General features: G+C 65.5%; 26 protein-coding genes. 15 read left to right on the top strand and 11 right to left on the bottom strand.

Annotated features, from left to right (window positions below; all coding sequences use genetic code 11):
- Position 1: 1 nt before the first annotated feature.
- Both aguB and CCOS865_RS04760 read right to left on the bottom strand, forming a co-directional pair.
- On the bottom strand, positions 2-892 hold the full coding sequence (aguB, locus tag CCOS865_RS04755) for an N-carbamoylputrescine amidase (RefSeq protein WP_119138373.1): 891 nt from the start codon (positions 890-892) through the stop codon (positions 2-4).
- A complete protein-coding gene (locus CCOS865_RS04760) occupies positions 889-1,944 on the bottom strand; it encodes an agmatine deiminase family protein (RefSeq protein ID WP_119138375.1) in 1,056 nt (351 codons plus the stop codon). Before CCOS865_RS04760 ends, aguB begins: the two co-directional genes overlap by 4 nt.
- Positions 1,945-2,079: 135 nt before the next feature.
- Here CCOS865_RS04760 and CCOS865_RS04765 point away from each other — a divergent pair, with 135 nt between their 5' ends.
- The 6 genes from CCOS865_RS04765 (at position 2,080) to CCOS865_RS04790 (ending at position 9,509) form a co-directional block, all read left to right on the top strand.
- Positions 2,080-2,925: a LysR substrate-binding domain-containing protein gene (locus CCOS865_RS04765; RefSeq protein WP_119138377.1), complete on the top strand. Its 846-nt coding sequence runs from the start codon at positions 2,080-2,082 to the stop codon at positions 2,923-2,925.
- Positions 2,926-3,059: 134 nt separating this feature from the next.
- A complete protein-coding gene (locus CCOS865_RS04770) occupies positions 3,060-3,572 on the top strand; it encodes a sigma-70 family RNA polymerase sigma factor (protein ID WP_119138379.1) in 513 nt (170 codons plus the stop codon).
- Complete coding sequence (locus CCOS865_RS04775; RefSeq protein ID WP_119138381.1) at positions 3,569-4,483, top strand: FecR domain-containing protein; 915 nt, start codon at positions 3,569-3,571, stop codon at positions 4,481-4,483. The genes CCOS865_RS04770 and CCOS865_RS04775 overlap by 4 nt, the downstream gene beginning before the upstream one ends.
- A gap of 242 nt (positions 4,484-4,725) precedes the next feature.
- Complete coding sequence (locus tag CCOS865_RS04780; RefSeq protein ID WP_119138383.1) at positions 4,726-7,137, top strand: TonB-dependent siderophore receptor; 2,412 nt, start codon at positions 4,726-4,728, stop codon at positions 7,135-7,137.
- Between the two features lie 185 nt (positions 7,138-7,322).
- Positions 7,323-8,534 carry an enoyl-ACP reductase FabV gene (gene fabV, locus CCOS865_RS04785; protein WP_119138385.1) on the top strand — a complete coding sequence of 404 codons (1,212 nt, stop codon included), beginning with the start codon at positions 7,323-7,325 and terminating at the stop codon, positions 8,532-8,534.
- Between the two features lie 66 nt (positions 8,535-8,600).
- Positions 8,601-9,509: an alpha/beta hydrolase family protein gene (locus CCOS865_RS04790; protein WP_119138387.1), complete on the top strand. Its 909-nt coding sequence runs from the start codon at positions 8,601-8,603 to the stop codon at positions 9,507-9,509.
- Between the two features lie 197 nt (positions 9,510-9,706).
- Here the strand turns inward: CCOS865_RS04790 and CCOS865_RS04795 are convergent, their stop codons facing one another.
- The 4 genes from CCOS865_RS04795 to CCOS865_RS04810 all read right to left on the bottom strand — a co-directional run bounded on the left by CCOS865_RS04795 (position 9,707) and on the right by CCOS865_RS04810 (position 11,691).
- Positions 9,707-10,048 (bottom strand): HopJ type III effector protein, encoded by a 342-nt coding sequence (locus tag CCOS865_RS04795; protein ID WP_119138389.1) that lies wholly within the window; start codon positions 10,046-10,048, stop codon positions 9,707-9,709.
- Positions 10,045-10,338: a DUF1244 domain-containing protein gene (locus tag CCOS865_RS04800; RefSeq protein ID WP_119138391.1), complete on the bottom strand. Its 294-nt coding sequence runs from the start codon at positions 10,336-10,338 to the stop codon at positions 10,045-10,047. The genes CCOS865_RS04795 and CCOS865_RS04800 overlap by 4 nt, the downstream gene beginning before the upstream one ends.
- A gap of 9 nt (positions 10,339-10,347) precedes the next feature.
- Complete coding sequence (gene folM, locus CCOS865_RS04805) at positions 10,348-11,040, bottom strand: dihydromonapterin reductase (RefSeq protein ID WP_119138393.1); 693 nt, start codon at positions 11,038-11,040, stop codon at positions 10,348-10,350.
- Positions 11,041-11,118: 78 nt separating this feature from the next.
- A complete protein-coding gene (locus CCOS865_RS04810) occupies positions 11,119-11,691 on the bottom strand; it encodes a putative antibiotic biosynthesis monooxygenase (RefSeq protein WP_119138395.1) in 573 nt (190 codons plus the stop codon).
- Between the two features lie 220 nt (positions 11,692-11,911).
- Between CCOS865_RS04810 and CCOS865_RS04815 the strand changes: the two genes are divergently transcribed.
- The gene (locus CCOS865_RS04815; RefSeq protein ID WP_119138397.1) at positions 11,912-12,850 is read left to right on the top strand and encodes a MerR family transcriptional regulator; all 939 of its coding nucleotides are present in this window, start codon (positions 11,912-11,914) and stop codon (positions 12,848-12,850) included.
- Here the strand turns inward: CCOS865_RS04815 and CCOS865_RS04820 are convergent.
- A complete protein-coding gene (locus tag CCOS865_RS04820) occupies positions 12,847-13,455 on the bottom strand; it encodes a hypothetical protein (protein WP_119138399.1) in 609 nt (202 codons plus the stop codon). The two genes, CCOS865_RS04815 and CCOS865_RS04820, sit on opposite strands and share 4 nt — an antisense overlap.
- A gap of 65 nt (positions 13,456-13,520) precedes the next feature.
- Positions 13,521-13,958, bottom strand: coding sequence for a PAS domain S-box protein (locus CCOS865_RS04825; protein ID WP_119138401.1), 438 nt, complete (start codon positions 13,956-13,958; stop codon positions 13,521-13,523).
- 105 nt (positions 13,959-14,063) lie between these two features.
- On the opposite strand from CCOS865_RS04825, the gene CCOS865_RS04830 reads away from it, so the two are divergent.
- The 3 genes from CCOS865_RS04830 to CCOS865_RS04840 all read left to right on the top strand — a co-directional run bounded on the left by CCOS865_RS04830 (position 14,064) and on the right by CCOS865_RS04840 (position 16,709).
- A complete protein-coding gene (locus CCOS865_RS04830) occupies positions 14,064-14,519 on the top strand; it encodes a flavodoxin (protein ID WP_119138403.1) in 456 nt (151 codons plus the stop codon).
- 237 nt (positions 14,520-14,756) lie between these two features.
- Positions 14,757-15,662, top strand: coding sequence for an alpha/beta fold hydrolase (locus tag CCOS865_RS04835; RefSeq protein ID WP_119138405.1), 906 nt, complete (start codon positions 14,757-14,759; stop codon positions 15,660-15,662).
- A 132-nt stretch (positions 15,663-15,794) separates the two neighbouring features.
- Positions 15,795-16,709, top strand: a complete 915-nt coding sequence (locus CCOS865_RS04840) for an SDR family oxidoreductase (protein WP_119138407.1) — start codon at positions 15,795-15,797, stop codon at positions 16,707-16,709.
- 373 nt (positions 16,710-17,082) lie between these two features.
- Here the strand turns inward: CCOS865_RS04840 and CCOS865_RS04845 are convergent, their stop codons facing one another.
- Positions 17,083-17,865: an IclR family transcriptional regulator gene (locus CCOS865_RS04845; RefSeq protein ID WP_119138409.1), complete on the bottom strand. Its 783-nt coding sequence runs from the start codon at positions 17,863-17,865 to the stop codon at positions 17,083-17,085.
- 190 nt (positions 17,866-18,055) lie between these two features.
- Between CCOS865_RS04845 and hmgA the strand changes: the two genes are divergently transcribed.
- From hmgA to maiA, 3 genes are read left to right on the top strand one after another with little or no spacing between them, the layout of a single operon-like run.
- Positions 18,056-19,354: a homogentisate 1,2-dioxygenase gene (gene hmgA / locus CCOS865_RS04850; protein ID WP_119138411.1), complete on the top strand. Its 1,299-nt coding sequence runs from the start codon at positions 18,056-18,058 to the stop codon at positions 19,352-19,354.
- 3 nt (positions 19,355-19,357) lie between these two features.
- Positions 19,358-20,650 carry a fumarylacetoacetase gene (fahA, locus tag CCOS865_RS04855; protein ID WP_119138413.1) on the top strand — a complete coding sequence of 431 codons (1,293 nt, stop codon included), beginning with the start codon at positions 19,358-19,360 and terminating at the stop codon, positions 20,648-20,650.
- A 12-nt stretch (positions 20,651-20,662) separates the two neighbouring features.
- A complete protein-coding gene (gene maiA / locus CCOS865_RS04860; RefSeq protein WP_119138414.1) occupies positions 20,663-21,295 on the top strand; it encodes a maleylacetoacetate isomerase in 633 nt (210 codons plus the stop codon).
- Here maiA and CCOS865_RS04865 read toward each other — a convergent pair.
- A complete protein-coding gene (locus CCOS865_RS04865; protein ID WP_119138416.1) occupies positions 21,289-22,095 on the bottom strand; it encodes a SirB1 family protein in 807 nt (268 codons plus the stop codon). The genes maiA and CCOS865_RS04865 overlap by 7 nt on opposite strands.
- Positions 22,096-22,218: 123 nt before the next feature.
- On the opposite strand from CCOS865_RS04865, the gene CCOS865_RS04870 reads away from it, so the two are divergent.
- Positions 22,219-23,238 (top strand): Glu/Leu/Phe/Val dehydrogenase family protein, encoded by a 1,020-nt coding sequence (locus CCOS865_RS04870; RefSeq protein WP_119138418.1) that lies wholly within the window; start codon positions 22,219-22,221, stop codon positions 23,236-23,238.
- Positions 23,239-23,355: 117 nt separating this feature from the next.
- Here CCOS865_RS04870 and CCOS865_RS04875 read toward each other — a convergent pair whose 3' ends face one another.
- Positions 23,356-23,619 carry a YebG family protein gene (locus CCOS865_RS04875; protein ID WP_119138420.1) on the bottom strand — a complete coding sequence of 88 codons (264 nt, stop codon included), beginning with the start codon at positions 23,617-23,619 and terminating at the stop codon, positions 23,356-23,358.
- 242 nt (positions 23,620-23,861) lie between these two features.
- Here CCOS865_RS04875 and CCOS865_RS04880 point away from each other — a divergent pair, with 242 nt between their 5' ends.
- On the top strand, positions 23,862-24,332 hold the full coding sequence (locus CCOS865_RS04880) for a phosphate-starvation-inducible protein PsiE (RefSeq protein ID WP_119138422.1): 471 nt from the start codon (positions 23,862-23,864) through the stop codon (positions 24,330-24,332).
- Positions 24,333-24,335: the final 3 nt, after the last annotated feature.

A 24,335-nucleotide genomic window follows, 5' to 3' on the forward strand; every position in this document is an offset into this window, starting at 1 on the left:
TTCAGGTCCTCGTGCTGGGTTGGCCGTCGAGTGTCATCAGCGGCGCGTACAGGTCGGGGCGGCGGTCGCGGTAGATGCCCCAGCTCAGGCGGTCTTCGCGCATGCGCGCAAGGTCCAGGTCGTGCAGCCAGACGCCGCTGCTGTCGCGGTCGGCTTCGGCCAGCAGCGCGCCCTTGTGGTCGCAGATGAACGACGAGCCGTAGAAGCGCATGGCAAGGTTCTGGTCGCTGGGTGCGACTTCGCGGCCGACCCGATTGGCCGCGACCACCGGCAGCAGGTTGGCGGCAGCGTGGCCGCGCATGGCGATCTGCCAATGGTCGCGCGAGTCGACCTCGGCGGCGCCGGGCTCGGAGCCGATGGCGGTGGGGAACAACAGCACTTCGGCGCCCATCAGGGCCAGGCAGCGGGCGGTCTCGGGGAACCACTGGTCCCAGCAGATACCGATACCCAGGCGGCCGAACGCGGTGTCCCAGACCTTGAAGCCGGTGTCGCCGGGGCTGAAGTACTCCTTCTCCTGGTAGCCGATGGCGTTGGGGATGTGGGCCTTGCGGTAGACCCCGAGCAAGCGCCCGTCGGCATCGGCCACGCTCAGCGAGTTGAAGAAGGCGTTGCCGGCGCGCTCGTACCAGCTCAACGGCAGCACCACGCCAAGCTCGCCGGCCAGCGCCGCAAAGCGTTTGAGCAACGGGCTGTGTTCATACGTCTGGGCCAGCGCCTGGTGGCTGTGGCACTGCTCGATGCAGAAGTACGGCGTGGCGAACAGCTCCTGCAGCAGGATCACCTGCGCGCCCTGGGCCGCCGCCTGGCGCACCAGTTGCTCGGCGCGGTCGAGGTTGGCCGGCAGGTTCCAGTCGCAGCTCATTTGCGTGGTGGCAATGCGCAGCAGGCTCATGGCCGCGCCTCCTGCAGTGGCCAGGCCGGCTGCTGCTGGGTGATGCAGTGGATGCCGCCGCCGCCGTGGGCGATGTGGTCGATGCGCACCGGGACGATTTCGCGGCCGGGGAAGGCCAGCGCCAGTTGGCGGGCGGCGGCCTGGTCGGCGTCGATGCCATAGGCCGGCATGATGACCGCGCCGTTGCACAGGTAGAAGTTGGTGTAGGAGGCGCAGAACACCTCGGCTTCGGGGTCGACGGCCGCGCTCGCCTCATACAGGTCGAGCAGCTCGAACGCGCGGCCTTGGGCGTCTGTGGCGAGCTCGAGGGCGCGGCGATTGTCCCGCGCTACTTGCGCGTACACCGAGCCGTGCTCATGGGTCGCGTCGACCAGCAGCACGCCGGGGCGGGCGAAGGCGCAGACGCCATCGACGTGGCCATCGGTCATGTCGCCGGTGACGTAGTCCGGGTCACCCGGCAGCCAGATCGTCTTGCGGATGCCCAGCACGCGGGCGAAGCAGTCCTCGAAGTCGGCCTTGCTGATGCCGGGGTTGCGGTTGGGGTTGAGCAGCACCGATTCGGTGGTGATCAGGGTGCCTTCGCCGTCCACATGAATCGCACCGCCTTCGTTGCACAGTGGGGTGCTGAAACCCTCAAGCCCAAGGTGGTCAAGGATGCGCCGGCCAAGGCTGCGGTCGTGCCCATGCTCGGACTTGTCGCCCCAGGCGTTGAAGCGCCAGCTCAGGCCCGCCAAGCCCTGCTGCGGGTGGCAGATAAAGCTCGGCCCGCTGTCGCGGCACCAGCTGTCGTCCACGGCCAGTTCCACCAGCTCGATGCCATGACCGCACAGGCCCCTGGCGCTGGCGACGGCCGACGGGTGGACGACCATTTTCACCGGCTCGAAGCGGGCGATGGCAGTGGCGACCTTGGCATAGTCACGCTGCACATCCGCCAGGGTCACGCCCCAGCCGGACTCCCACAGGGCTTGGTTGTGTGGCCAGATCATCCAGGTGGCGGCGTGGCGGGCCCATTCGGCGGGCATACGCCAGCCGCTGTCGGTGGACAGGTGCATAGACAACTCCGTTCAAGTAAGAATTATTTATCAACGAAGCCCGCCGTCGCGGGTGTTGGTGTCAATGCTAGGGCTAGGAAGGGGCAGCGACAAACGATAGATTTAGCGTATATCTGATCAGTCAGGCTTATCACCATGCTCAAACACTGGCCCCCACTGAATGCCTTGCGCGGCTTTGAAGCGGCTGCCCGCCTGGGCAGTTTTCACAAGGCCGCCGAGGCGCTGAACCTCACCCAATCGGCGATCAGCCAGCAGATCCGCAGCCTGGAAAGTTACCTGGAGCAGCCGTTGTTCCACCGCAACGGGCGCAGCGTCAGCCTGACCGATGCCGGGCATGACCTGCTCAGCACCACTCAGTCGATGCTGCAGCAACTGGCGGTGGGTATTCGCCGGCTCGACCAGTACCGCAAGCCCAATCAGCTGGTGGTCAACACCACGCCGGCGTTCGCCCGGCATTGGCTGCTGCCGCGGCTGGGGGATTTTCGCCAGCGCTGCCCGGAGGTGGACCTGTGGCTGTTCACCAGTTTTGAGGTGCCCGACATGGCCAGCCAGACCATCGACCTGGCCATCCGTGACGACCTCAGCGCGCAGGCGGAATGCAGCTTCAGCGTGCTGCATCAGGACCAGCTGTATCCGGCCTGCCAGCCGTCGTTGCCGGCCGCGGGTCGTTGCACCCTGCATGGCGAGCGCGAGATGGACTGGAGCCATTGGCAGGTGGAGGGCGGCGAGGATGTCGGGCAGCAGGGCAAGGGGCTGAATTTTTCCGACCCGGGGTTGTTGCTCGATGCGGCCTGCGAAGGGCTGGGGATTGCCCTGGTGAGTCAGTTGCTGGCGCAGCGGGCGGTGGCCGAGGGGCGCTTGCAGGCGCTGTCGCCGCAACGGGTGCGGGGGCCGGCGTGGGCGTGCCTGGTGCACCGGGACAGCCAGGATGATCCGCTGGCGCGGGGGTTTCTCGAGTGGTTGCGGGGTGAGCTTGGGTAGCGGTTGTCAGGTCGGCCCTCTTCGCGGGTAAACCCGCTCCTACAGGGCGTATTTACCTGCGAAAAGGGCGACTTGCTTCCGAACCCTGATTGTGTCGACAATAATGCGACGAATTATCATTTGCGATCACCATCATGGATGCAGGAAGCACCGGCGCGCCCGCCGTCGATATCGAGCAGCTGTATGGCGAGCATCACGGCTGGCTGAGGGGCTGGCTGCGAGTGCGCACCGGCAACCACGCCGATGCCGCGGACCTCGCCCAGGACACCTTCGTGCGCATGCTCGGCCTGCGACAGTTGCCGGTGCTGCGTGAGCCGCGCCACTACCTGGTGACCATCGCCCGTGGCCTGTTGATCGACAAATCGCGTCGCCGCCTGCTCGAGCAGGCCTATCTCGAAACCCTTGCCGCACGCCCCGAGCCGGTGCAGATCTCCGCCGAGGCGCAGCACCTGATCATCGAATCGCTGCTGGCCATCGACTCTATGCTCGATGGCCTTGGCGCGCGTACCCGGCAGATCTTCCTGCTGGTGCAGCTCGAGGGGCTCAGCTATGTCGAGGTCGGCCGACAACTGGGCTTGTCGGTGACCACGGTGAAAAACCACCTGGCCAAGGCCATGCTCAACTGCATCCTGCTGGTGGACGAGTGACCCCCAAGCCGAGCCGCGCCCAGCTGCAGGCGGCGGTGCAGTGGTACCTGACCCTCAACGACGAACAGGTCGCCCCCGAACAGCGCCTGGCCTGGCAGCGCTGGTGCGCGGCCAGCGTGCAACATGCGCAGGCCTGGGCGCGGATCGAGCAGGTCCAGTCACGTTTGCGCGGTGTGCCGCAGGCGGTGGCGCTGCCGGTGCTGACGCAGATGGGCGTGAAGCGCCGCGAGGCGCTCAAATTGCTGCTGGTGCTGGGTGTCGGCGCTGCGGGTGTCGCCGGTTATCGGCAGTCATCGTTGAGCGTCGATTACGCCACCCGCACCGGCGAGCGCCGGCCACTGCGCCTGGAGGAGGGCAGCCAGCTGGTGCTGAACACCGATAGCCGTGTGGATGTGCGGTTCACTGCCGGTGAACGGCTGATCGTGTTGCATCAGGGTGAAATCGCCGTCACCACCGGCAAGGACCCCCGGCCGTTTTCGGTGCAGACCGTGGATGGTCGGGTGCTGGCGCTGGGTACCCGTTTCAGCGTGCGGCTGCACCGCGACTTCACGGTGGTCAGTGTTCAGGAGCACGCCGTGCAGGTATGCGCCGTGCAGCGGGTCGAGGCCGGGCAGGCGCTGACGTTTGCCGCCGGGCAAGTCGGCCCGGTGCGCCGCGAGGCGGTGGACGGCAGTAGCTGGACCACGGGGATGCTGATCGCCATCGACTGGCGGCTGGGCGATTTCATCCAGGAACTGGCGCGCTATCGACCGGGGTACCTGGGGTGCGCCGAGGCGGTCGCGCAGATGCGTATTTCCGGGTCTTTTCGCCTGGATGACCTGGAGGGCGTGCTGGCCAATCTTCCCGCGTCGTTGCCGGTCAAGGTGCGGCACTTTTCACGGTACTGGGCGCGGGTGGAAGCGGTCGGGTAGGGGTTGCTAGTACTGGCCTCTTCGCGGGGCAAGCCCGCTCCCACAGGTACCGGGCTGGTCTGAAGTCTTGCACGGTACCTGTGGGAGCGGGCTTGCCCCGCGAAGAGGCCGGCAACTGACACAACGAAACCTGTGCTCAAAAAAATCCCGGTTCGGCCTTGCCGATTGCCATTGCCGTTCGGCTCCCCCTGTAGAGCGGTCATTTCAGCCGCCATCACCGCCACCGCACAGGAGCCCCGTCAATGACTCACCCTGCACCCGCACGCGTGCGGCAACGTCTCCAGCAAGCGCTGTTCAGCGTAGGCCTCGGCGTCGCCAGCAGCCTCTGCCTGCCGCTCGGCAGCGCCCAGGCCGCCGAAGCCATGGCCTATCACATCCAGCCCGGCCCGCTGGGCACCGCGCTGAGCCAGTTCGCCGCCGCCAGCGGGGTGACCCTGTCGTTTGGCTCGGCACAGACCGCCGGCCTGCGCTCGCCGGGGTTGCAGGGGCGCTTCGAGTTCTACGACGGTATCAGCCGCTTGCTCGCAGGCAGCGGCCTGCAGTTGCGCCAGGAAGGCCCAGGGCGTTACAGCCTAGTCACGGGCGAAAACACCTCGGCCCTCGAACTGGGCGCGACCACCGTGTCCAGCAATCGCCTGGGTGCCGTCACCGAAGGCAGTGGCTCCTACACCTCGGGGCCGATGAGCAGCGCCACCAAGTTCCAGGCCAGTGCGCGGGAGACGCCGCAGTCGGTCAGCGTGATCACCCGGCAGCGCATGGACGACCAGAACATGCAGACCCTCGAGGACATCGCCCTCAATACCACCGGTCTGAGCCTGCGCAAGACCGGAGGCGAGCGCCCGGAATTCTATTCCAGAGGCTCGGCGATCGACGCGATCATGATCGACGGCCTGCCGATCGGCTATGACAGCGACACCCTTGGCAGCGCCACCTTGGCCATGTTCGACCGCGTCGAAGTGGTGCGTGGCGCTTCCGGGATGATGGTCGGTGCGGGCAACCCGGCCGGCACCTTGAACCTGATCCGCAAGCGCCCGACGCTCGACCCGCAACTGTCGGTCAGCCTCGGTGCCGGCAGTTGGGACAACTACCGCAGCGAGATCGACGCGAGCAATCGGCTCAATGCCTCGGGCAGCATTCGCGGGCGTGTGGTCGCGGCCTACCAGGACCGCAACAGCTTCACCGATGCCTACAGCAACAAGCGCCAGCTGCTGTACGGGATCACCGAGTTCGACCTGTCCGAGGCCACGCGCCTGACCCTCGGTGGCTACTACAACCGCGAAGACAACCCCGGTGCCGACTGGAACGGCATGCCGACGTTTGTCAGCGGCAACTTCCTGCCGGTGTCGCGCTCGACCCGCTACACGCCGTCCTGGACGTACTGGGACAAAGAAAACCACAACCTCTTCGCCGAGATCGAGCACCGGTTCGACAACGACTGGAAGCTGCGCCTGAACACCGCCTGGCTCAAGTCCAACCTTGAAATGCTCGGCGGCAGCTTCTACCGCGAAGACGCTACCGACAACCTGACCCTCAACATCGGCCGCTATTCCTACGAGCACACCCAGAAGACCGTGGACGGTTACGCCACCGGCCCCTTCGAACTGTTCGGCCGGACCCATGAGCTGGTCATCGGCGGCAGCTATCGGCACGATGACACCGACGATGGGCCTGGCGGCGGACCGGACCTTGACCAGTTTCGGGTGATCGTCGACCCACTGAACTTCGACTACCACTCGGTGGCCCAGCCGGGCATCGTCTACAACTGGTCGCGCAAGGGCACGGTTGAGCAATCCAGCGCCTACCTGGCCGGGCGTTTCAGCCTGCGCGACGACCTCAAGCTGATCCTCGGCAGCCGCCTGGACTGGTACGCGTACGAGCAGACCACGGCCGTGGGTGATTTCTCCTTTGGCGGCAGCTCGAAGGCCACCCGTGAGCCGACCCCGTATGCCGGCCTGATCTTCGATATCGATGACACCTACTCGGTGTATGCCAGCTGGACGCGGATCTTCAAGCCCCAGCAGTATCGCGACGTCAGCGGCAGCTACCTGGACCCGGTCACCGGCACCAACCTCGAAGCCGGGCTCAAGGCGGCCTACTTCGACGGTGCGCTCAACGCCAGCGTAGCGGTGTTCCAGCTCGAGCAGGAAAACCTCGCCCGCTACATCCCCTGTGCCAGCACCGACGGCTGCTATGAAGCCGCAGGCGAGGTGCGTACGCGTGGTATCGAACTGGAACTGGCGGGCGAGTTGTTGCCCGGCTGGCAGGCTTCGGCGGGCTACACCTACGCCACCGCCGAATACCTTGAAAGCAACAGTGACGGCATCGACAAGGGTGACCGGTACGCCAGCGACACGCCGTACAACCTGTTCAAACTCGCCACCAGCTACCAACTGCCAGGCGTACTGGAGCGCTGGAGCATCGGCGGTGCCCTGCGCACGCAGAGCAGCGCCTACACCAGTTTTGGCGTGCAGCAGGGCGGCTACAGCATCGTCGACCTGATGACGGGCTATCGCGTCAACCAGCACCTCAAGCTGCAGGCCAACCTCAACAACGTGTTCGACAAGCGTTACTACCAGAGCATCAGCAACCCGGCCGGGGCGAATATCTTCGGCGACCCGCGCAACATGATGCTGACCCTGAAATGGTCGCTCTGAGCCGATCCTGAGCGTTGCGGCTGCTGCTGCATGGGGTGAGGAGGTTGCGACGCTGACTTGCAACCCGGCGATCACTGCTTAAGATGTGTCGGATCGCTTGCGGGTGTAGTCTCACCCTCCAGATAACCGGACGACCGTCGTGCTGACGGTCGCCCCATGCATAAACACCTGATGAGGTACTGACATTGGCCATCATTCATCCTAAGGTCCGCGGTTTCATCTGCACCACGACCCATCCGAAGGGCTGCGAGCTCAACGTCCGTGACCAGATCGAAGCCACCCGCAAGTTGGGCGTGCGCGAGGATGGGCCGAAGAAGGTCCTGGTGATCGGTGCATCCAGCGGCTACGGCCTGGCTGCGCGCATCACCGCGGCGTTCGGCTTCAAGGCCGACACCTTGGGCGTCTTCTTCGAAAAACCGGGTACCGAAACCAAGCCTGGCACCGCCGGCTGGTACAACGCCGCGGCCTTCGACAAGTTTGCCAAGGCCGAAGGCCTGTACAGCAAGTCGATCAACGGTGACGCCTTCTCCGACGAAGCGCGGGCCAAGGTCATCGAGCTGATCAAGAACGAGATGGGCGGCAAGGTCGACCTGGTCATCTACTCGCTGGCCTCGCCGGTGCGCAAGCTGCCGCAGACCGGTGAACTGATCCGCTCGGCGCTCAAGCCGATCGGCCAGCCGTACAAGTCGACCGCCATCGACACCAACAAGGACGTCATCACCGAAGCGTCGATCGAGCCGGCTTCCGAGCAGGAAATCGCCGACACCATCACCGTGATGGGCGGCCAGGACTGGCAGCTGTGGATCGACGCGCTGACCCAGGCCGACGTCCTGGCTGACAAGGCGCGCACCGTCGCGTTCAGCTACATCGGCACCGAAATCACCTGGCCGATCTACTGGCACGGTGCGCTGGGCAAGGCCAAGCAAGACCTCGACGACACCGCTGAGCGCCTGAACGCCAAGCTGGCCAGCGAAATCGGCGGCGGCGCCAACGTGGCCGTGCTGAAGTCGGTGGTCACCCAGGCCAGCTCGGCCATCCCGGTGATGCCGCTGTACCTGTCGATGGTGTTCAAGATCATGCAGGAGAAGGGCGTCCACGAGGGCACCCAGGACCAGCTCGACCGCATGTTCCGCGACCGCCTGTTCCGTACCGACGGCGCACCGGCAGAAGTCGACGAGAAGGGCCGTCTGCGCCTGGACGACTGGGAGCTGCGTGATGACGTGCAGGACGCCTGCAAGGCGATGTGGCCGCAAGTCACCACCGAGAACCTGTTCGAGCTGACCGACTACGCCGGTTACAAGAAGCAGTTCCTCAACCTGTTCGGTTTCGAGCGCGCTGACGTCGACTACGACGCCGACGTAGCCACCGACGTGCAGTTCGACTGCGTCCAGCTGTAAGCAAGCCTCTGGCCGTGCACCGGGAGCCTCCCGGTGCACGGTTCTCGCCCAGGCAGGGAGTGCGCCATGAGCAGCCTCACCCAACCCGCCAGTGCCTTCAGCTACCTTGCCGCCGACGGCTGTCGCCTCGCCGGTTTCTGCTGGCGCCACGCTCACCCCGATCCACAGCGCCCGCTGGTGATCATCAATGCCGCCACCTCGGTGCGCTGTCGTTACTACTCGCGTTTTGCCGATTACCTGTTTGCCCAGGGCTGCGATGTGCTGACCTACGATTACCGTGGGATTGGTGAATCGAGGCCGGCCTCGTTGCGCGGGTTCAGGGCGAGCTGGAGTGATTGGGGGCGGTTGGATTTCGAGGCCATGCTGCAGTTGGCGGCCGAGCAGTTTCCGGGGCAGCCGGTGGACGTCGTGGGGCACAGTTTTGGCGGCTGGGCGGTGGGTTTGGCGCCGTCTGCGCAGCGCGTGCGGCGGGTGGTGATGGTCGGCGCGCAGTTTGCCTACTGGCGTGACTATGCGGCGCAGGAGCGTTGGCAGCTGTTTGCCAAGTGGCATGTGCTGATGCCGTTGCTGACGCGGGTGTTGGGGTATTTTCCGGGCAAGCGGCTGGGGTGGCTGGAGGATACGCCGGCGGGTGTGGTGGCGGACTGGAGCACGCGCACGCCGCGTTTCGAGCAGCGGCCGAGCGGGAGGTTGCTCGAGACGTTGCCGTTTGCCCAGGTGCGGGCGGCGACGCTGGCGATCACGTTGAGTGACGATCCGTTTGGCACGGTGGCGGCGACCGAGCGGTTGTTGGGGTATCTGACCGAGGCCGAGACGGCGCACTGGCGGGTGGCACCGGGGGATATCTCAGTGGACGAGATTGGCCATTTCGCGTTTTTCCATGACCGGTTTCGCGAGGTGCTGTGGCCGATTGCCTTGCAGTGGTTGCAGGCGGGGCGGGTGGCACAAGAGGCGCCGGGGCAGCGATTGCGCTGACCCGGCTGGCCTCATCGCGGGCAAGCCCTAATGCCAGTCAGTTAAGACGTGGTCGCCTGTTTTGGGGCCGCTCTGCGGCCCTTCGCGGGTAAACCCGCTCCCACAGGGTTCTGTGGAACCGCAGAATTGAGGCCTCGCAGAGAACCTTGTGGGAGCGGGTTTACCCGCGAAGGGCCGCAGAGCGGCCCCCAGGGCTATCAGGCCAGGCGCTTGAGCGGCTGTTCGGCGAACTTCACGCCCGCCAGGCCATGGGCGATCAGCGCGCGGATATTGCCATGGTCGCTGCCGTCCGGCGTCGCCACCACACTGCGGTAATGCTCACCAAACGCCAGCAGCGCTTCCTGATCGGTCAGGCCTTCGAGCAACGCCAGGCCCAATGTCTTGCACGAGCCTTCGTTCTGCCCGGCGGCGTTTTCCACGCCGCCATTGTTGAAGGCCTGAGGCTGGTAGCTGTACTGCTCGGCAATGAACGCCAGGGTGTCGGCAAAGGCATGTTCGCCGCCGGCAAGGCTGGCGCGCAGGGTGTTCAGATCAGTCACTGGGGTTTTCCTTGTTCGAACGCCGCTTGCTGCTCGGCGCTGGCTTCTTTCTGGTATTGGGCTTTCCACTCGGCATAAGGCATGCCGTACACCGCTTCGCGGGCATCGTCCAGGCTCAGGTCGATGTGCTGCTCGTCGGCCGCCGCCTTGTACCACTTCGACAGGCAGTTGCGGCAGAAGCCGGAGAGGTTCATCAGGTCGATGTTCTGCACGTCGGTGCGTTTCTGCAGGTGGTCGACCAGGCGCCGGAACGCGGCGGCTTCGAGTTCGAGCTGTTGTTGTGGGGTCATGGGCTTCTCTCAGGTCATGCGGTTCTTCAGATGGCGGCCACCGTTGATGACCACCTGGCTGCCGGTGCTGTACTGGCTGTCGAGCAGGTAGCGGACCGCCTCGATCAACGGCCCGGCGCCGGGTTCGAACTCCAGCAGGGCCTTTTTCAGGGTCTGCTGGCGGTACGCCTCGTCGCCGCCTTCCTTGAGGATCAGCAACCCCGGCAGGATACCGTTGACGCGCACCGTGGGCGCGTACTTTTCGGCGAATGACAGCACCATGTTCTGCAGCGCGGCCTTGGTCGCGGCATAGCCGATATGGCTCTTGCTGCCGCGTGACGAGGTCTCGTCGCAAATATGAATGATGTCGGCCTTGTCGACCTGGGTCAGCAGATCGCCCAACGCCAGGTTGAGGTGATAGGGCGCTTCGACGTGCAGGCGGAACATCATCTCGAGGTTGTCCAGGCCGTCGTCGAGCCACACCGAGGCGTTGTGGATGATCGCCCGCAACCCGTCGTAGTGGCTGTGCAGGTGGTCGATCAGCGCCTGGCGCTCGGCCTGCTGGCAGAGGTCGGCGCGAAACTGGACGATGTTCGGGTGCGGGCTCTGCGCCTGCACGTGGCGGCTGGCCGTGACCACGCTGTGGCCGGCCTGCGCCAGGTCAAGCGCCAGCGCCAGCCCTACGCGTTGGCTGGCGCCGGTGATGAGGATCGGGCTATTCATGTTCAGGGCGGTCTACTTGTCTGTGCATGCAGTGATGCCCCAGCATACCCGAACTGTCTGCCTCTTGGGTGGCGTGCCTCAGCGGCTGCGCAGGCCGCGCGGCGATGGCTCGGCGGTGCGTGCGGCGGGGTGCAGCCAGCGCGCCAGTAAACGGGTCGACAGGGGTATGAACAGGTAGACCATCACCGGCGTCAGGGCCAAGGTGCTGAGCACCACCCGCGGCACCAGGTCGAGTGCCGACAGCCAATGGCCGAACAGCACATTGAACAGCAGCGACACCGGGAAGAACGCCAGCCAGATGGCCACCGCCTGCTTCCAGCGCGGTGGTTTCTGCACCGTATGGGTGCCAAACCAGTCGTCGATGCCGCTCACGCGCTGCTCCCTGGGGCGCTCGAACAGGCCATCGCCGCGTTGCAGCCAGGCGCGGCGCGAGGCCGAATGCTCCCAGGCATGCAGGGTGTGCTCGTCGGTAAAGCGGAAGATGATCTGGAATTCATCGCCATCGCTGGGCGGCGCGAGGATGCCCGAGCCGAGGTAACCGGGGAAGTCGGTGGCCAGCTGCTCGCCTTCATGCAGCCAGGTCAGCAGGTCCTGGTAGCGGCCGTGGGCGGCCCGGCGCGAGACCATCAAGGTGACGGGTGGGGTAGACATCGTGTATCTCCTGGCGACGGGGCTGGCGGGTAGCTGGCCCCTTGGCTTGATCGCCCGGGGTGGTGGGCGACCAGAGCATGCATGCAAGAATCAGGCGCGGATTATCGCGGATAAATCGTGACTCGTCAGTGCCAGTCGGCGAATAGTGGGCACGGAACCCTTTTTCGCTCGCCGCGCGTAGAATGCCTTTCGAATACTTGATTCAGGGGAGTCAGGGCGCATGAACAATCAGCTATCGACGTTTGCCGATGCCGTCGATCTGGAGCGGGAGCTGTTCCCGATCCGTGAAGTGTCGCGCCTGACCGGCGTCAACCCGGTCACCTTGCGGGCCTGGGAGCGCCGCTATGGGCTGATCCAGCCGACGCGTACCGAGAGCGGCCACCGGCTGTATTCGCAGGCCGACATCACGGCCATCCAGAGCATCCTCGGCTGGCTCGAGCGCGGCGTGGCGGTGAGCAAGGTCGGTAGCATCCTGGCTCGCGGCCAGGCCCTGGCCGAGGACAGCTGGGCGGCGACCAGCGCCGACGACCTGGCACGCTGGCGCACCCAGGTCCGCGAGGCGGTGCAGCGCTTTGACGCCGGCGGCCTCGATCGGCTGTTCGACCAGGTGTTTGCCGGCAACGCCCAGGACCAGGCATTCAGCGACATCTTCATGCCGGTGTGGCACGCCTTGCGTGTCGGCCAGAGCGGCTTCGGCCAGGCCAGTGAGTGGGCGTTTCTCGACCAGTTCTTGCGCGGACGGGTGTTGATGCGCCTGCACCTGGCGCGTGGCCGGCATCGCCAGCAGGTGCTGCTGGCGCCGTTGGGTGACTACCTGCAGGAGCTTGAACTGCTGGTCGCCGGGCTGTTGCTCGGCAGTGACGAGGTCGGTGTGCGGGTGCTGCCGGTGACCCAGCCCCTGGAGGAGCTGGCGCTGGTCTGCGAGCGGTTGGTGCCGGATGCGCTGGTGCTGTTTTCCAACCAGCGGCCGACCACCGAGTTGGCCAAGCGCCTGCCACGGCTGGGGTTGGCGGTGGGCTGCCCGTTGTTGCTCGCGGGGGAGGCGGCCGAGTTGGCCCAGGAGACCCTGGCAGGCAGCCCGGTGGCGTGCCTGGGCGCCGACGCCAGCCTGATGCGCAAGCGTCTGCGGCAATACCTGGCGGGTCAGCTCGACACTTAAGCGTGCAGTTCCGGGTGGGCCGCGCGGTGGGCCTGGAGGATGTACTCGCGCAGGCGCTCGATCTCTTCGGCGGGGCTGCGGCTCAGGTCGTAGGCGGCCAGGTCGCGGCCGATGCGCCGGCGCAGCACGCCGTGCAGGCTGATCGGCGGGATACCCTCCGGGGCAAAGCGCAGTTCGAAGCGCTTGGGCGCCGCGCGCAGGCCGCGCACTTCCACCAGTGCGCCCTTGAAGGAAATGTCGCGTACCCGCAGGCCGCTGTCTTCACCCTTGTGGCCGAGCAGTGGCGACGGCTCGTCCATCGACAGCCGCCAAGGGCGCAGCATGGGGCCGTCTTCGTAGATTTCCGGTGAGCCGAGCTGCAGGTGCAGGGCGTGGAACTCGTCCTCGACCAGTTGCAGCGGGAAGCTGATCTGCTGGTTGTTGAAATTCGCCTGCAAGGTGACCTGCTCGTTGGCCGCGAGGCGCGTGAGCAATTGCTGGAGCTGACGGTCGCCGTTGACCAGCAGGCTCGACATGGGGTCAGCCAGATTCAACTGCGGCGTATGCTGCATGTCCTGAATGAAGCTCATCTCGTCCTGAGTGAGGAGGGCGTCTGCTTGTTGCATGATCGAACTCGAATGTGGCGATTTCTTCAAGAGTGAGAAGATGGACAGCGGTTAGGGCGCTTGGTTCAGCGGCGCGCCGTGGATTTCATCTCGGCCAGTTGCGCGTGGCTCTTGTCCAGCTCGCGCTGCAGCTCGACCTGGCGGCTGACGTCCTTCTGGATGCCGATGAAATACGTGCGGTTTTCCGCCTCGTTGTACACCGGGGTGATCGACAGCTCGTTCCAGAACGCGCTGCCATCCTTGCGGTAGTTGCGCAGCACTTCGCGGCACGGCTTGCCCTCGGCCAGCGCCTTGCGGATCCGCGCGCGGCCCAGTTGGTCGCGGTCGTCGCCCTGCAGGAAGCGGCAGTCCTGGTAGAGGATTTCATCTCGGCTGTAGCCGGTCAGGCGTTCGAACGCCGCGTTGACGTAGAGCAGGATGGTGTCTTCACCTTCCTGTTCAGCCACCACGATGCCGTCGTTGGAGGCATCGACCATGGATTGCAGCAGTTGTGCGTTGATCATGTCTGGACCATTGTCGAGTGAGCGTGCGGTAGGCGGATGCGGCCTTTTGCCACTGCTGGGTGCTAGTATCCTACGTTTTCACTCAGTTTCGGAATTCCCTTTCAGATGAAAGTCGCCATTATTTCCGGTTCGGTGTACGGCACCGCCGAAGAAGTCGCCCGTCATGCCGAATCGCTGCTCAAGGCCGCAGGGTTTGAAGCCTGGCACGCCGCCCGTGCCAGCGTCCAGGATATCCAGGGGTTTGCGCCGCAGGCGTTGCTCGCCGTGACCTCGACCACCGGCATGGGCGAGTTGCCGGATAATCTGATGCCGTTGTTCAGCACCATTCGCGACACCTTGCCAGCCGAATGGCGCGGCCTGCCCGGCGCGGTGATCGGCCTGGGTGACTCGAGCTACGGTGACACCTACTGTGGCGGTGGCGAGCAGATGCGTGAACTGTTCGCCGAGCTCGGCGTGCGCGAAGTGCTGCCGATGCTGCGCCTGGACGCCAGTGAGACCGTGACCCCAGAGACCGACGCCGAGCCTTGGCTGGCCGAGTTCGCCGCCGCGCTCAAAGGCTGATCCTGAAGCCGTCAGTACCGCCTCATCGCGCGGTGGTACTGGCAGCCCTGATTCGACCGTTCATACCCCTGACCCGCAAGGTCATCAAGCTGGCTGCCAACGCAAGTTTCGCGGCCGCGGCCGCTGACTAGACTGTTCCTCGACACGACATAGAGAGCACATGTAAGTGCCGAGGTGACATGCAATGACCGCAGCCTTGCCGTTTGACTCAACCGATTCTCTCCCGGGACGACTCTGATGCCTTTGGCCGAAATTCCATTGTGCGTCTGGCGAACCCGGAGTCAGAGTTTCTCATTCCGGGGCCAGAGCATCCGCTACTGGACCGCAGGGCAAGGAGAGCCCCTGCTTTTGCTGCATGGTTTCCCCACAGCCAGTTGGGATTGGCACTATCTGTGGGGGCCTTTGGCCCAGCGCTTTCGCGTGGTGGCCTGTGACATGCTCGGCTTTGGCGATTCGGCCAAGCCGGTTGACCACCACTACAGCCTGATCGAGCAGGCCGATCTGCAGCAGGCCTTGCTGGCTCACCTGCAGATTGACGAGCCGGTGCACCTGCTCGCCCACGACTACGGCGGCAGCGTCGCCCAGGAGTTGCTCGCCCGGCATCACGAGCAGCGCGCCGAGCTCGCCAGCTGCGTGTTCCTCAACAGCGCGCTGTTCCCTGAACGCTGCCCGCTGCTGCTGGTGCAGAAGCTGCTGCTCAGCCCGCTGGGCTGGCTGGTCGGGCGTTCGTTCGGGCGCGATGACCTGGTGCGCACGGTCAGCCAGATCTACGGGCCCTGCACCCACCCCAGCGAGAGCGCGCTGGACGACAGCTGGAGCCTGATCGCCGCCAACCGCGGCACGCGCATCCTGCACAAGCTGATCAGCTACGTGCCGGAGCGGCGCAGCCACCGCGACCGCTGGGTCGGCGCGATGCAGCGCGAGGGCGTGCCGTTGCGCTTCATCAATGGCGCGGTCGACCCGTTGTCCGGCGCGCACATGCTCGAGACGTATCGGCAACAGGTGCCCGACGCCGACACCGTGCTGTTGCAGGGCATCGGCCACTACCCGCATATCGAGGCACCGGTACAGGTGCTGCGTCACTACCTGACCTTTCGCGAGCAGCCTTTGAGCTATATCCCGCAGAAGGTTGCCTGGTCCTAGCATGAGCACACGGCCGATGCCCGTCATCGGCCGGTCTTATCGCCTGTCATTCAGCCCCAGTGCGCTTGATTGTCCGCTGGCCTCGGCTGGCCGAAACTGCCCTCGATCCGACCCCTGCCTGGAGCCTTGAACATGAGCGAATCAGTACGTCTGCAAGACCGTGTGGTGATCGTCACCGGCGCCGGTGGTGGCCTGGGCCGGGCGCATGCCCTGCTGTTCGCCGCCCATGGCGCGCAGGTGGTGGTCAACGACCTTGGCGGTTCGACCCACGGTGAAGGTGCCAATGCCTCGGCGGCCGATCGGGTGGTCGAAGAGATCCGCGCCGCTGGCGGTGTGGCGGTGGCCAACCATGACTCGGTGAGCGACGGTGCGCGCATCGTCGAACAGGCGCTGGACACCTATGGCCGAGTCGATGTGCTGGTGAACAACGCCGGCATCCTGCGCGACAAGACCTTCCACAAGATGGAAGACGCTGACTGGGAGCAGGTCTACCAGGTGCACGTCGAGGGTGCCTACAAGGTGACCCATGCGGCCTGGCCGCACCTGCGCGGGCAGAACTGGGGGCGGGTGATCTTCACCGCATCGACCTCGGGCATCTACGGCAATTTCGGCCAGGCCAACTACGGCATGGCCAAGCTTGGCCTGTATGGCCTGACCCGCACCCTGGCCATCGAGGGGCGCAAGCACGGCATCCTGGTCAATGCCATCGCGCCCACCGGCGGCACGCGGATGACCGAGGGGCTGATCCCGCCGCAGGTGTTCGAGCGGCTCAAGCCCGAGTTGGTCAGCCCGCTGGTGGTGTACCTGGGCAGTGAGCAGTGCCAGGACAGCGGTGGGTTGTACGAGGTGGGGGGCGGCTGGGTCGGCAAGGTGCGCTGGGAGCGCAGCCTGGGGGTTGGCTTCGACCCGCGTGAAGGCTTCACGCCGGAGCAGGTCGCGCAACGCTGGGCGCAGATCGGTGACTTTGCCGACGCGGTGCATCCCGAGGACAGCTTGCAGGCCCTGCAGCAGATGATGGCCAACCTGCAGCAGTATCCCCTGGACTGACGCCTTCGCGGGCAAGCCCGCTCCCACAGGACCGCGCAAATCTTCAGAGCAACGCCATCCCTGTGGGAGCGGGCTTGCCCCGCGAAGAGGCCCGAGCAGCCCCCACAAAACCATCAGGCAAAAAAAAGCCGCTGCAAACGCAGCGGCCAATGGGACGTTAGATCAAGGAGCTTCAAAATCAACGTCGGTACACCGTGGTCGGCGCGAGTGGCGGGGGAGTGCCCTTCGTGCCGGCCAGTGAGATCAGAATAAGCGCTTGATCCCGTAGGAAAAATAGCCGCTTATGACATTCACTTTTACGCTCAGGGTAAGAGTGAACGCGGCGACTATACCCACTCAGTTCGACGTTTCCATGTAATGCTTTGTCAGCGTTTCAGCTGACCGGTGCATACCCCATGCGCCAGCTGATCTCCCGCGTCGCCGCCAGCAGGCGCTCGGCCGCCGGCCCATGCTCGTCGGCATGGAAGATCGACGTCGGGCCGACCACCGTCATCACCGCCACCACCTGCCCCATGGCGTTGAACACCGGTGCCGACAAGGCATCCACCCCCGGCATCAACAGCCCGTGCACATGGTGCAGCCCGCGCGCGCGGATGCCCGCCAGCAACGGCGTGTAGCTGTCGAAGTCTTGCCCGAGCACCGCCAGTTCCCGCTCACGCAACTCGACCGTCTCGCGTTCCGGCAGGTGCGCCGCGAACACCAGGCCGGTGGACGAGCTGAGCAGCGGCAGCACCGAGCCGATCTGCGTCACCACCGTGACCGCGCGCACCGCCGGTTCGATACTGACCACGGTCGCGCCCTGGTTGCCCCACACCGCGATAAAGCAGCTTTCGTTGAGCGCGTCACGCAGTGCCGACAGCGGTAGGGCCGCGACCTTGAGCACGTCGATGCTGCCCAGCGCCGCCATGCCCACGCGCAATGCCTCACGCCCCAGGCCATAGTGGTTGGTGGCCGAATCCTGCTCGGCGAAGCCGCTGGCGATCAGCGCCTGCAGGTAGCGATGGACCTTGCTCGCCGGCATGCCCACGTGCTCGGCCAGGCGCGACAGCGAGGTCGACGGGGAAAGTTCGGCCAGCGCCTTGAGGATGTCGGTGCCGACTTCCGCCGAGCGGACCTTCTGCTTGCCGGTGTCGGCAGAGTTGCTGGCTTTGGCCATGGGGAAGTTGAGTCCAGAGTGACAGATGGCGACTTTATAGCTTGACGCCATGCATCGAGCAAATTACGTTATTCGTAATCTGATTACGATAATAACAATTGCAGACGCGCTGCCACGCCTGAGCCATCGAGCCCGGGGTCGGGCCCGCAGCCAGCTGCCAGCACGGCTCCCAGTGAGCCCGGAGGCACAGATGACCCGCGACACCTCACCGCTCGAGTACCTCAGCGGCTTTGCCAACGAGTTCGCCAGTGAGGCGCTGCCTGGCGCCCTGCCGGTTGGCCAGAACTCGCCACAGCATGCGCCCTACGGCCTGTACACCGAGCTGCTGTCGGGTACCGCGTTCACCATGGCCCGCAGCGAGCTGCGCCGCACCTGGCTGTACCGGATTCGCCCGTCGGCCCTTCACCCGCGTTTCGAGCGCCTCGCGCGCCAGCCGCTCAGCGTGCCGCTGGGTGCGGTGACGCCCAACCGCCTGCGCTGGAACCCGCAGCCGATGCCGAGCGAGCCGACCGATTTCATCGACGGCTGGCTGCCGATGGCGGCCAACGCCCCAGCCGATAAAGCGGCCGGGGTGAGCCTCTACCGCTACTGCGCCAACCGCTGCATGGAACGGGTGTTCTTCAACGCCGACGGCGAACTGCTGCTGGTGCCTGAGCAAGGCCGCCTGCGCATTGCCACCGAGCTGGGCGTGCTGGAGATCGAACCGCTGGAGATCGCGGTGATCCCGCGCGGCATGAAGTTTCGCGTCGAACTGCCTGACGGCCAGGCGCGCGGCTACATCGCCGAAAACCACGGTGCGCCGCTGCGCCTGCCCGAGCTTGGGCCGATCGGCAGCAACGGCCTGGCCAACCCGCGCGACTTCCTCACCCCGGTGGCGCACTACGAAGAGGCGGACGGCCCACAGCAGATGGTGCAGAAGTTTCTCGGCGAACACTGGGCCTGCGAGCTGCAGCATTCACCGCTGGACGTGGTCGCCTGGCATGGCAGCAACGTGCCGTACAAGTATGACCTGCGCCGTTTCAACACCATGGGCACGGTCAGCTTCGACCATCCGGACCCGTCGATCTTCACCGTGCTGACCTCGCCGACCAGCGTGCATGGCCTGGCCAACATGGACTTCGTGATCTTCCCGCCGCGCTGGATGGTGGCCGAGAACACCTTCCGCCCACCGTGGTTCCACCGCAACCTGATGAACGAGTTCATGGGCCTGATCAGCGGCGCCTACGACGCCAAGGCCGAAGGCTTCCTGCCCGGCGGCGCCTCGCTGCACGGCGTGATGAGCGCCCACGGCCCGGACGCCGAGACCTGCAGCAAAGCCATCGCGGCAGACCTCGCACCGCAAAAGATCGACAACACCATGGCGTTCATGTTCGAGACCAGCCAGGTGCTGCGCCCGAGCCAACAGGCGCTCGAGAGCCCGCAATTGCAGGCCGACTACGACAGCTGCTGGGCCACCTTGCCGAGCACCTTCAACCCGAATCGGAGATAACCCATGAACCACACCGCCATTGCCCGTAGCTGGGTCGAACACGCCAACGGCCACCGCGACTTCCCGTTGCAGAACCTGCCGCTGGGTATTTTCAGCCGGCCGGGTGAAGCGCTGCGTTGCGGCGTGGCCATCGGCGACGCGATCCTCGACCTTGAGGCCGTGCTGGCTGCCGGGTTGTTCGAGGGGCCGGCCAAGGCCGCGGTGGAGGCGACCCGCGGCGGTGCCCTGAACGGCTATTTCGCCCTTGGCCGCAGTGCCCGGGTGGCCCTGCGCGAGCGCCTGCTGGTGCTGCTGGGTGAACACAGCGAACACCAGGCACTGCTGCAGGCGGCGCTGTATCCGGCCAGCGACTGCCAGCTGCACCTGCCCGCCAAGGTCGGTGACTACACCGATTTCTATGTCGGCATCGAGCACGCCAAGAACGTCGGCAAGCTGTTCCGCCCCGACAACCCGCTGCTGCCCAACTACAAGTACGTGCCGATCGCCTACCACGGCCGCGCCTCGACCTTGCGCCCGTCCGGTACCGACGTGCGCCGGCCCAAGGGCCAGACCCTGCCAGCCGGCCAGACCGAGCCGAGCTTCGGCCCCTGCGCGCGCCTGGACTACGAGCTGGAAATGGGTATCTGGATTGGCCAGGGCAACGACATGGGCGAGTCGATCGCCATCGGTGATGCCGCCGAGCATGTGGCCGGCTATTGCCTGCTCAACGACTGGTCGGCGCGCGATATCCAGGCCTGGGAATACCAGCCGCTGGGGCCGTTCCTGTCGAAGAGCTTCATCACCAGCCTGTCGCCATGGGTGGTGACGGCCGAGGCGCTGGCGCCGTTCCGCTGCGCCCAGCCGGCCCGCCCCGAGGGTGACCCCGAGCCGCTGTCGTACTTGCTGGACAAGCGCGACCAGGCCAATGGCGCCCTCGACATCGAGCTGGAAGTGCTGCTGATCACCGAGCGCATGCGTGAGCAAGGCCTGCCTGCCCATCGCCTGGCCCTGAGCAACACCCGCAGCATGTACTGGACCGTGGCGCAGATGGTGACGCACCACAGCGTCAACGGTTGCCAGCTGCAGCCGGGTGACCTGTTTGGCTCGGGGACGCTGTCGGGCGCCCAGCCTGGCGCCTTCGGCAGCCTGCTGGAAATCACCGAGGGCGGCAAGCAGCCGATCGAACTGGCCAGCGGTGAGGTGCGCAAGTTCCTCGAGGACGGCGACGAAATCATCCTGCGCGCCCGCTGCACGCGTGACGGCGTGGCCAGCATCGGTTTCGGCGAATGCCGCGGCACGATCATCGCGGCCAACTGAGAGGGCAGGGTGATGGAACTGTTCGGCTACTACCGTTCCACGTCCTCCTATCGGGTACGTATCGCCTTAGCGCTCAAAGGCCTGGATTATCAGGCCGTGCCGGTCAACCTGCTCAAGGGCGAGCAGCGCGCGCCTGAGTACCTCGCGGTCAACCCGCAGGGCCGGGTGCCGGCGCTGCGCACCGACGGCGGGACGCTGCTGGTGCAGTCATCGGCGATCATCGAGTACCTCGAGGAGGGTTATCCACAACCTGCCTTGTTGCCCGAGGCGGCCGAGGCGCGGGCCAAGGTGCGCGGTGTGGCGGCGCTGGTCGCCTGCGATATCCACCCGCTGCACAACGTCAGCGTGCTCAACCAGCTGCGTCAGTTGGGGCATGACGAGGTGCAGGTCAATCAGTGGATAAGTCACTGGATCAGCCAGGGCCTGGCCGCAGTGGAGCAGATGATCGGTGACGACGGCTTCTGCTTTGGCCAGGCGCCGGGCTTGGCGGATGTCTACCTGGTCCCGCAGCTGTATGCGGCCGAGCGCTTCAATGTCGACCTCGGCAGCTACCCGCGCATTCGCCGGGTGGCGGCGCTGGCCGAGCAGCATCCGGCCTTTGCCTCGGCGCATCCGGCCCGGCAGGGGGATACGCCGGCTCAGTGAAGCGACTGGCTGCTGGCCGGCAGGTGGCCGAGGCGCTCGCTCAACTTCACCCGCTGTACCGGGTCATCGGTCAGCAGCAGGGCGTGCTCCAGGTCGTAGCGTTCGGCCTGTGGGCAGTCCAGGCGCTGGTAGAGCGTGGCGCGCGCCAGGTAGTCGCTGACCTGCACTGGCCCCAACTGCATCACCCGCTCGGCGTCGATCAACGCCGCCAGGTCGTTGTCGTTGCTGATGTGCAACTGGCGCAGGTTGCGCGACAGGCGCTGCATCATCTGCAGCGGGCTGGCCGCGAGCATGTGTTCGGCCGTCAGCGTCACTTGCGGGCCGAACTGGCGCGCGAGCAACTGGCGGCATTCGGCCGGGTACAGCCGCCGGCCGCCACACGGGTCGAGCAGGTGGTCGGCACCGGGCACGCGGAGCAGGAAGTGGCCGGGGAAATTCACCCCTTCCAGCGGGATCGACAGGCGTCGGGCCAGCTCCAGGGCCAGTATCGCCAACGCCAACGGCTGGCCGCGACGGCGCTGCAGCACCTTGTCCAGCAGGGCCGCCTGTGGGCGCAGGGGGTGGTATTCGTCCTGTTGAAAGCCCAGGGCGTTGAGCTGGCGCAGCAGCGGTTGGGCCAGCTCGCACAGCGGCAGCATCGGCAGGCTGGCGTTGATTTCCCGCTGCAGGTCCTGCAGGCGGGCAAGGCTGTCCGCGGGCACGACGCTGCGCTCGTGCTCGGCGGCTATCCATAACGAGGCTTCCAGCAGGGCAACCGGCTCGCGTTCCAGGCAGGCCAGGCAGGCTTGACGTGGTTTCATGAAAATCTCCCGACAGGCTTAACTATTAGCCCTGGCGCGCGGTTTCGTCCAGTGGTCCGGCGGCCAGGCGCCCACTGGTGGCCTGCCTATACTGTGTGGAGCACCTCTTCGGGGAGCCGGTCGATGTTCGCGCTCATGCAAAGCACCCGTACGCAGTCCCTGCACCTGTTCATCGACCCGCCCACGGGCCTCAAGGCCGTGGTGGCGATTCACAGCGAGCAGCTCGGCCCCGCCTTGGGTGGCTGCCGCTACCTGCCGTATGCCGACGACGAAAGCGCCATGACCGATGCCATTCGCCTGGCCCAGGGCATGAGCTACAAGGCGGCCCTGGCCGGGTTGGCGCTGGGCGGCGGCAAGGCGGTGATCATGCGCAACCCGCACGTGGAAAACCGCGCCGCGCTGTTCGAGGCGTTCGGCCGCTTCGTCGACAGCCTGCAGGGGCGATTCATCACTGCAGTGGACAGCGGCACCTCGACCCTGGACATGGACTGCATTGCCCAGAGTACACCGCATGTCACCAGTACCACGGCCTCGGGCGACCCCTCGCCGCATGCGGCCATGGGCGTGTTCGCCGGTATTCGCGCGACCTCGATGGCGCGCCTGGGTAGCGACAACCTCGAAGGCTTGCGCATCGCCGTGCAAGGCTTGGGCAATGTCGGCTACGCACTGGCCGAGCAGCTGCATGCGGCGGGCGCGGAGTTGCTGGTGAGTGATCTCGACCCGGGCAAGGTGCGCTTGGCGGTGGAGCAGTTCAATGCGCACCCGGTCATGAATGACGCGTTGATCAGTACTCCCTGCGATATTTTTGCGCCGTGCGGGGTTGGCCCGGTGCTCAACGGGCAGAGCGTGATGCAACTGCGTTGTGCGGCGGTGGCGGGGGCGGCGAACAACCAGCTGACGACCTTGCAGGTGGCGGATCAGCTGGAGAAGCGCGGGATCTTGTATGCGCCGGATTATGTGATCAATGCGGGCGGGTTGATCTATGTGGCGTTGACCCACCGCGGCGAGGCGCTGGGCACCATTACCGCGCACCTGGCGCGGATCCCCTCACGGCTGACCGAAGTGTTTGCCCATGCCCAGGCAGAAAAACGCTCGCCGGCGCGCGTGGCGCAGATGTTGGCTGAGCGTTTGTTGTACGGCTGACTGGCCTCTTCGCGGGGCAAGCCCGCTCCCACAGGATCGCGCCGTTCTTTCGGTCAGCAGAGATCCTGTGGGAGCGGCCTTGTCTCGCGAAAGGGGCGCGCAGCGCCCCCAGCGATGTCACTCGGCAGCGCCGCCCTCGAGCAATTCGGCCAGCGCATCTGGCTGGCTCTTGAACGCCCGGGCGAACACATCGCGGTTCTTGGCCATGTAGATACCGGCTTCCTCGACCTGCTGTTCGCTCAGCGACGGCACCGCCTTTTGCAGCACCTCGGCCAGGCGCTCGGCCAGTTCGAGCATCTTGTCATGACGATCGGCTTCGACTTTATCCATGAACAAGCGCTCCGGGTCGCGGCTGCTGCGGTACACCACTTCGACGGCCATTCATCACCTCTGTGCCTTTTTGCGGGTTGATTGCTAGATAACTGTATCTATATACAGTAATCGCTCCGGCCCCCTCAGCGCAACTAAATAGTGGCCATTTATCTCCGGGAAAAGCGTAGCGCACAGGTGCCTTGCGGCAATCGGTCGCCTTCCAAGGCAGGTGCCTGGCCTTTTTACTGCATGGCACAAGCGTCACAGGCGTGACGCATCATCCTTCATGTCGTATCGGGGACTGGACAATCGTGAACATCAAATGGGCAGAAAAGCTGCGCAAGAGCCTGCACGGCACCGCCGACTCACTGGGCAACCTGTGCGTCGAGTCGTTCCACTACCTGGCGTTGTTCGGGATCGGCGGGATTACCGCCTGGGCGGCGGTGGTGACCTTCCTCGAGATGCTCAGCAAGGGCGGGGTCAGCGTCGATGACATCCTGCTGCTGTTCATCTACCTGGAGTTGGGGGCGATGGTCGGGATCTACTTCAAGACCAACCACATGCCCATCCGCTTCCTGCTGTACGTGGCGATCACCGCGTTGACGCGCCTGTTGATCGGCGATGTGTCGCACCACAAGGCGCCGGACGAAGGCTTGCTCTACGTGTGCGGCGGCATCCTGCTGCTGGCGTTCTCGATCCTGGTGGTGCGCTATGCGTCGTACCGCTACCCGTCGAGCCGGGTGCTGGACGCCAATGGCAAGGAAGTCGACGAGGGCCGTTGACCC

Source organism: Pseudomonas reidholzensis (assembly GCF_900536025.1).
Taxonomy (GTDB): Bacteria; Pseudomonadota; Gammaproteobacteria; order Pseudomonadales; family Pseudomonadaceae; genus Aquipseudomonas; species Aquipseudomonas reidholzensis.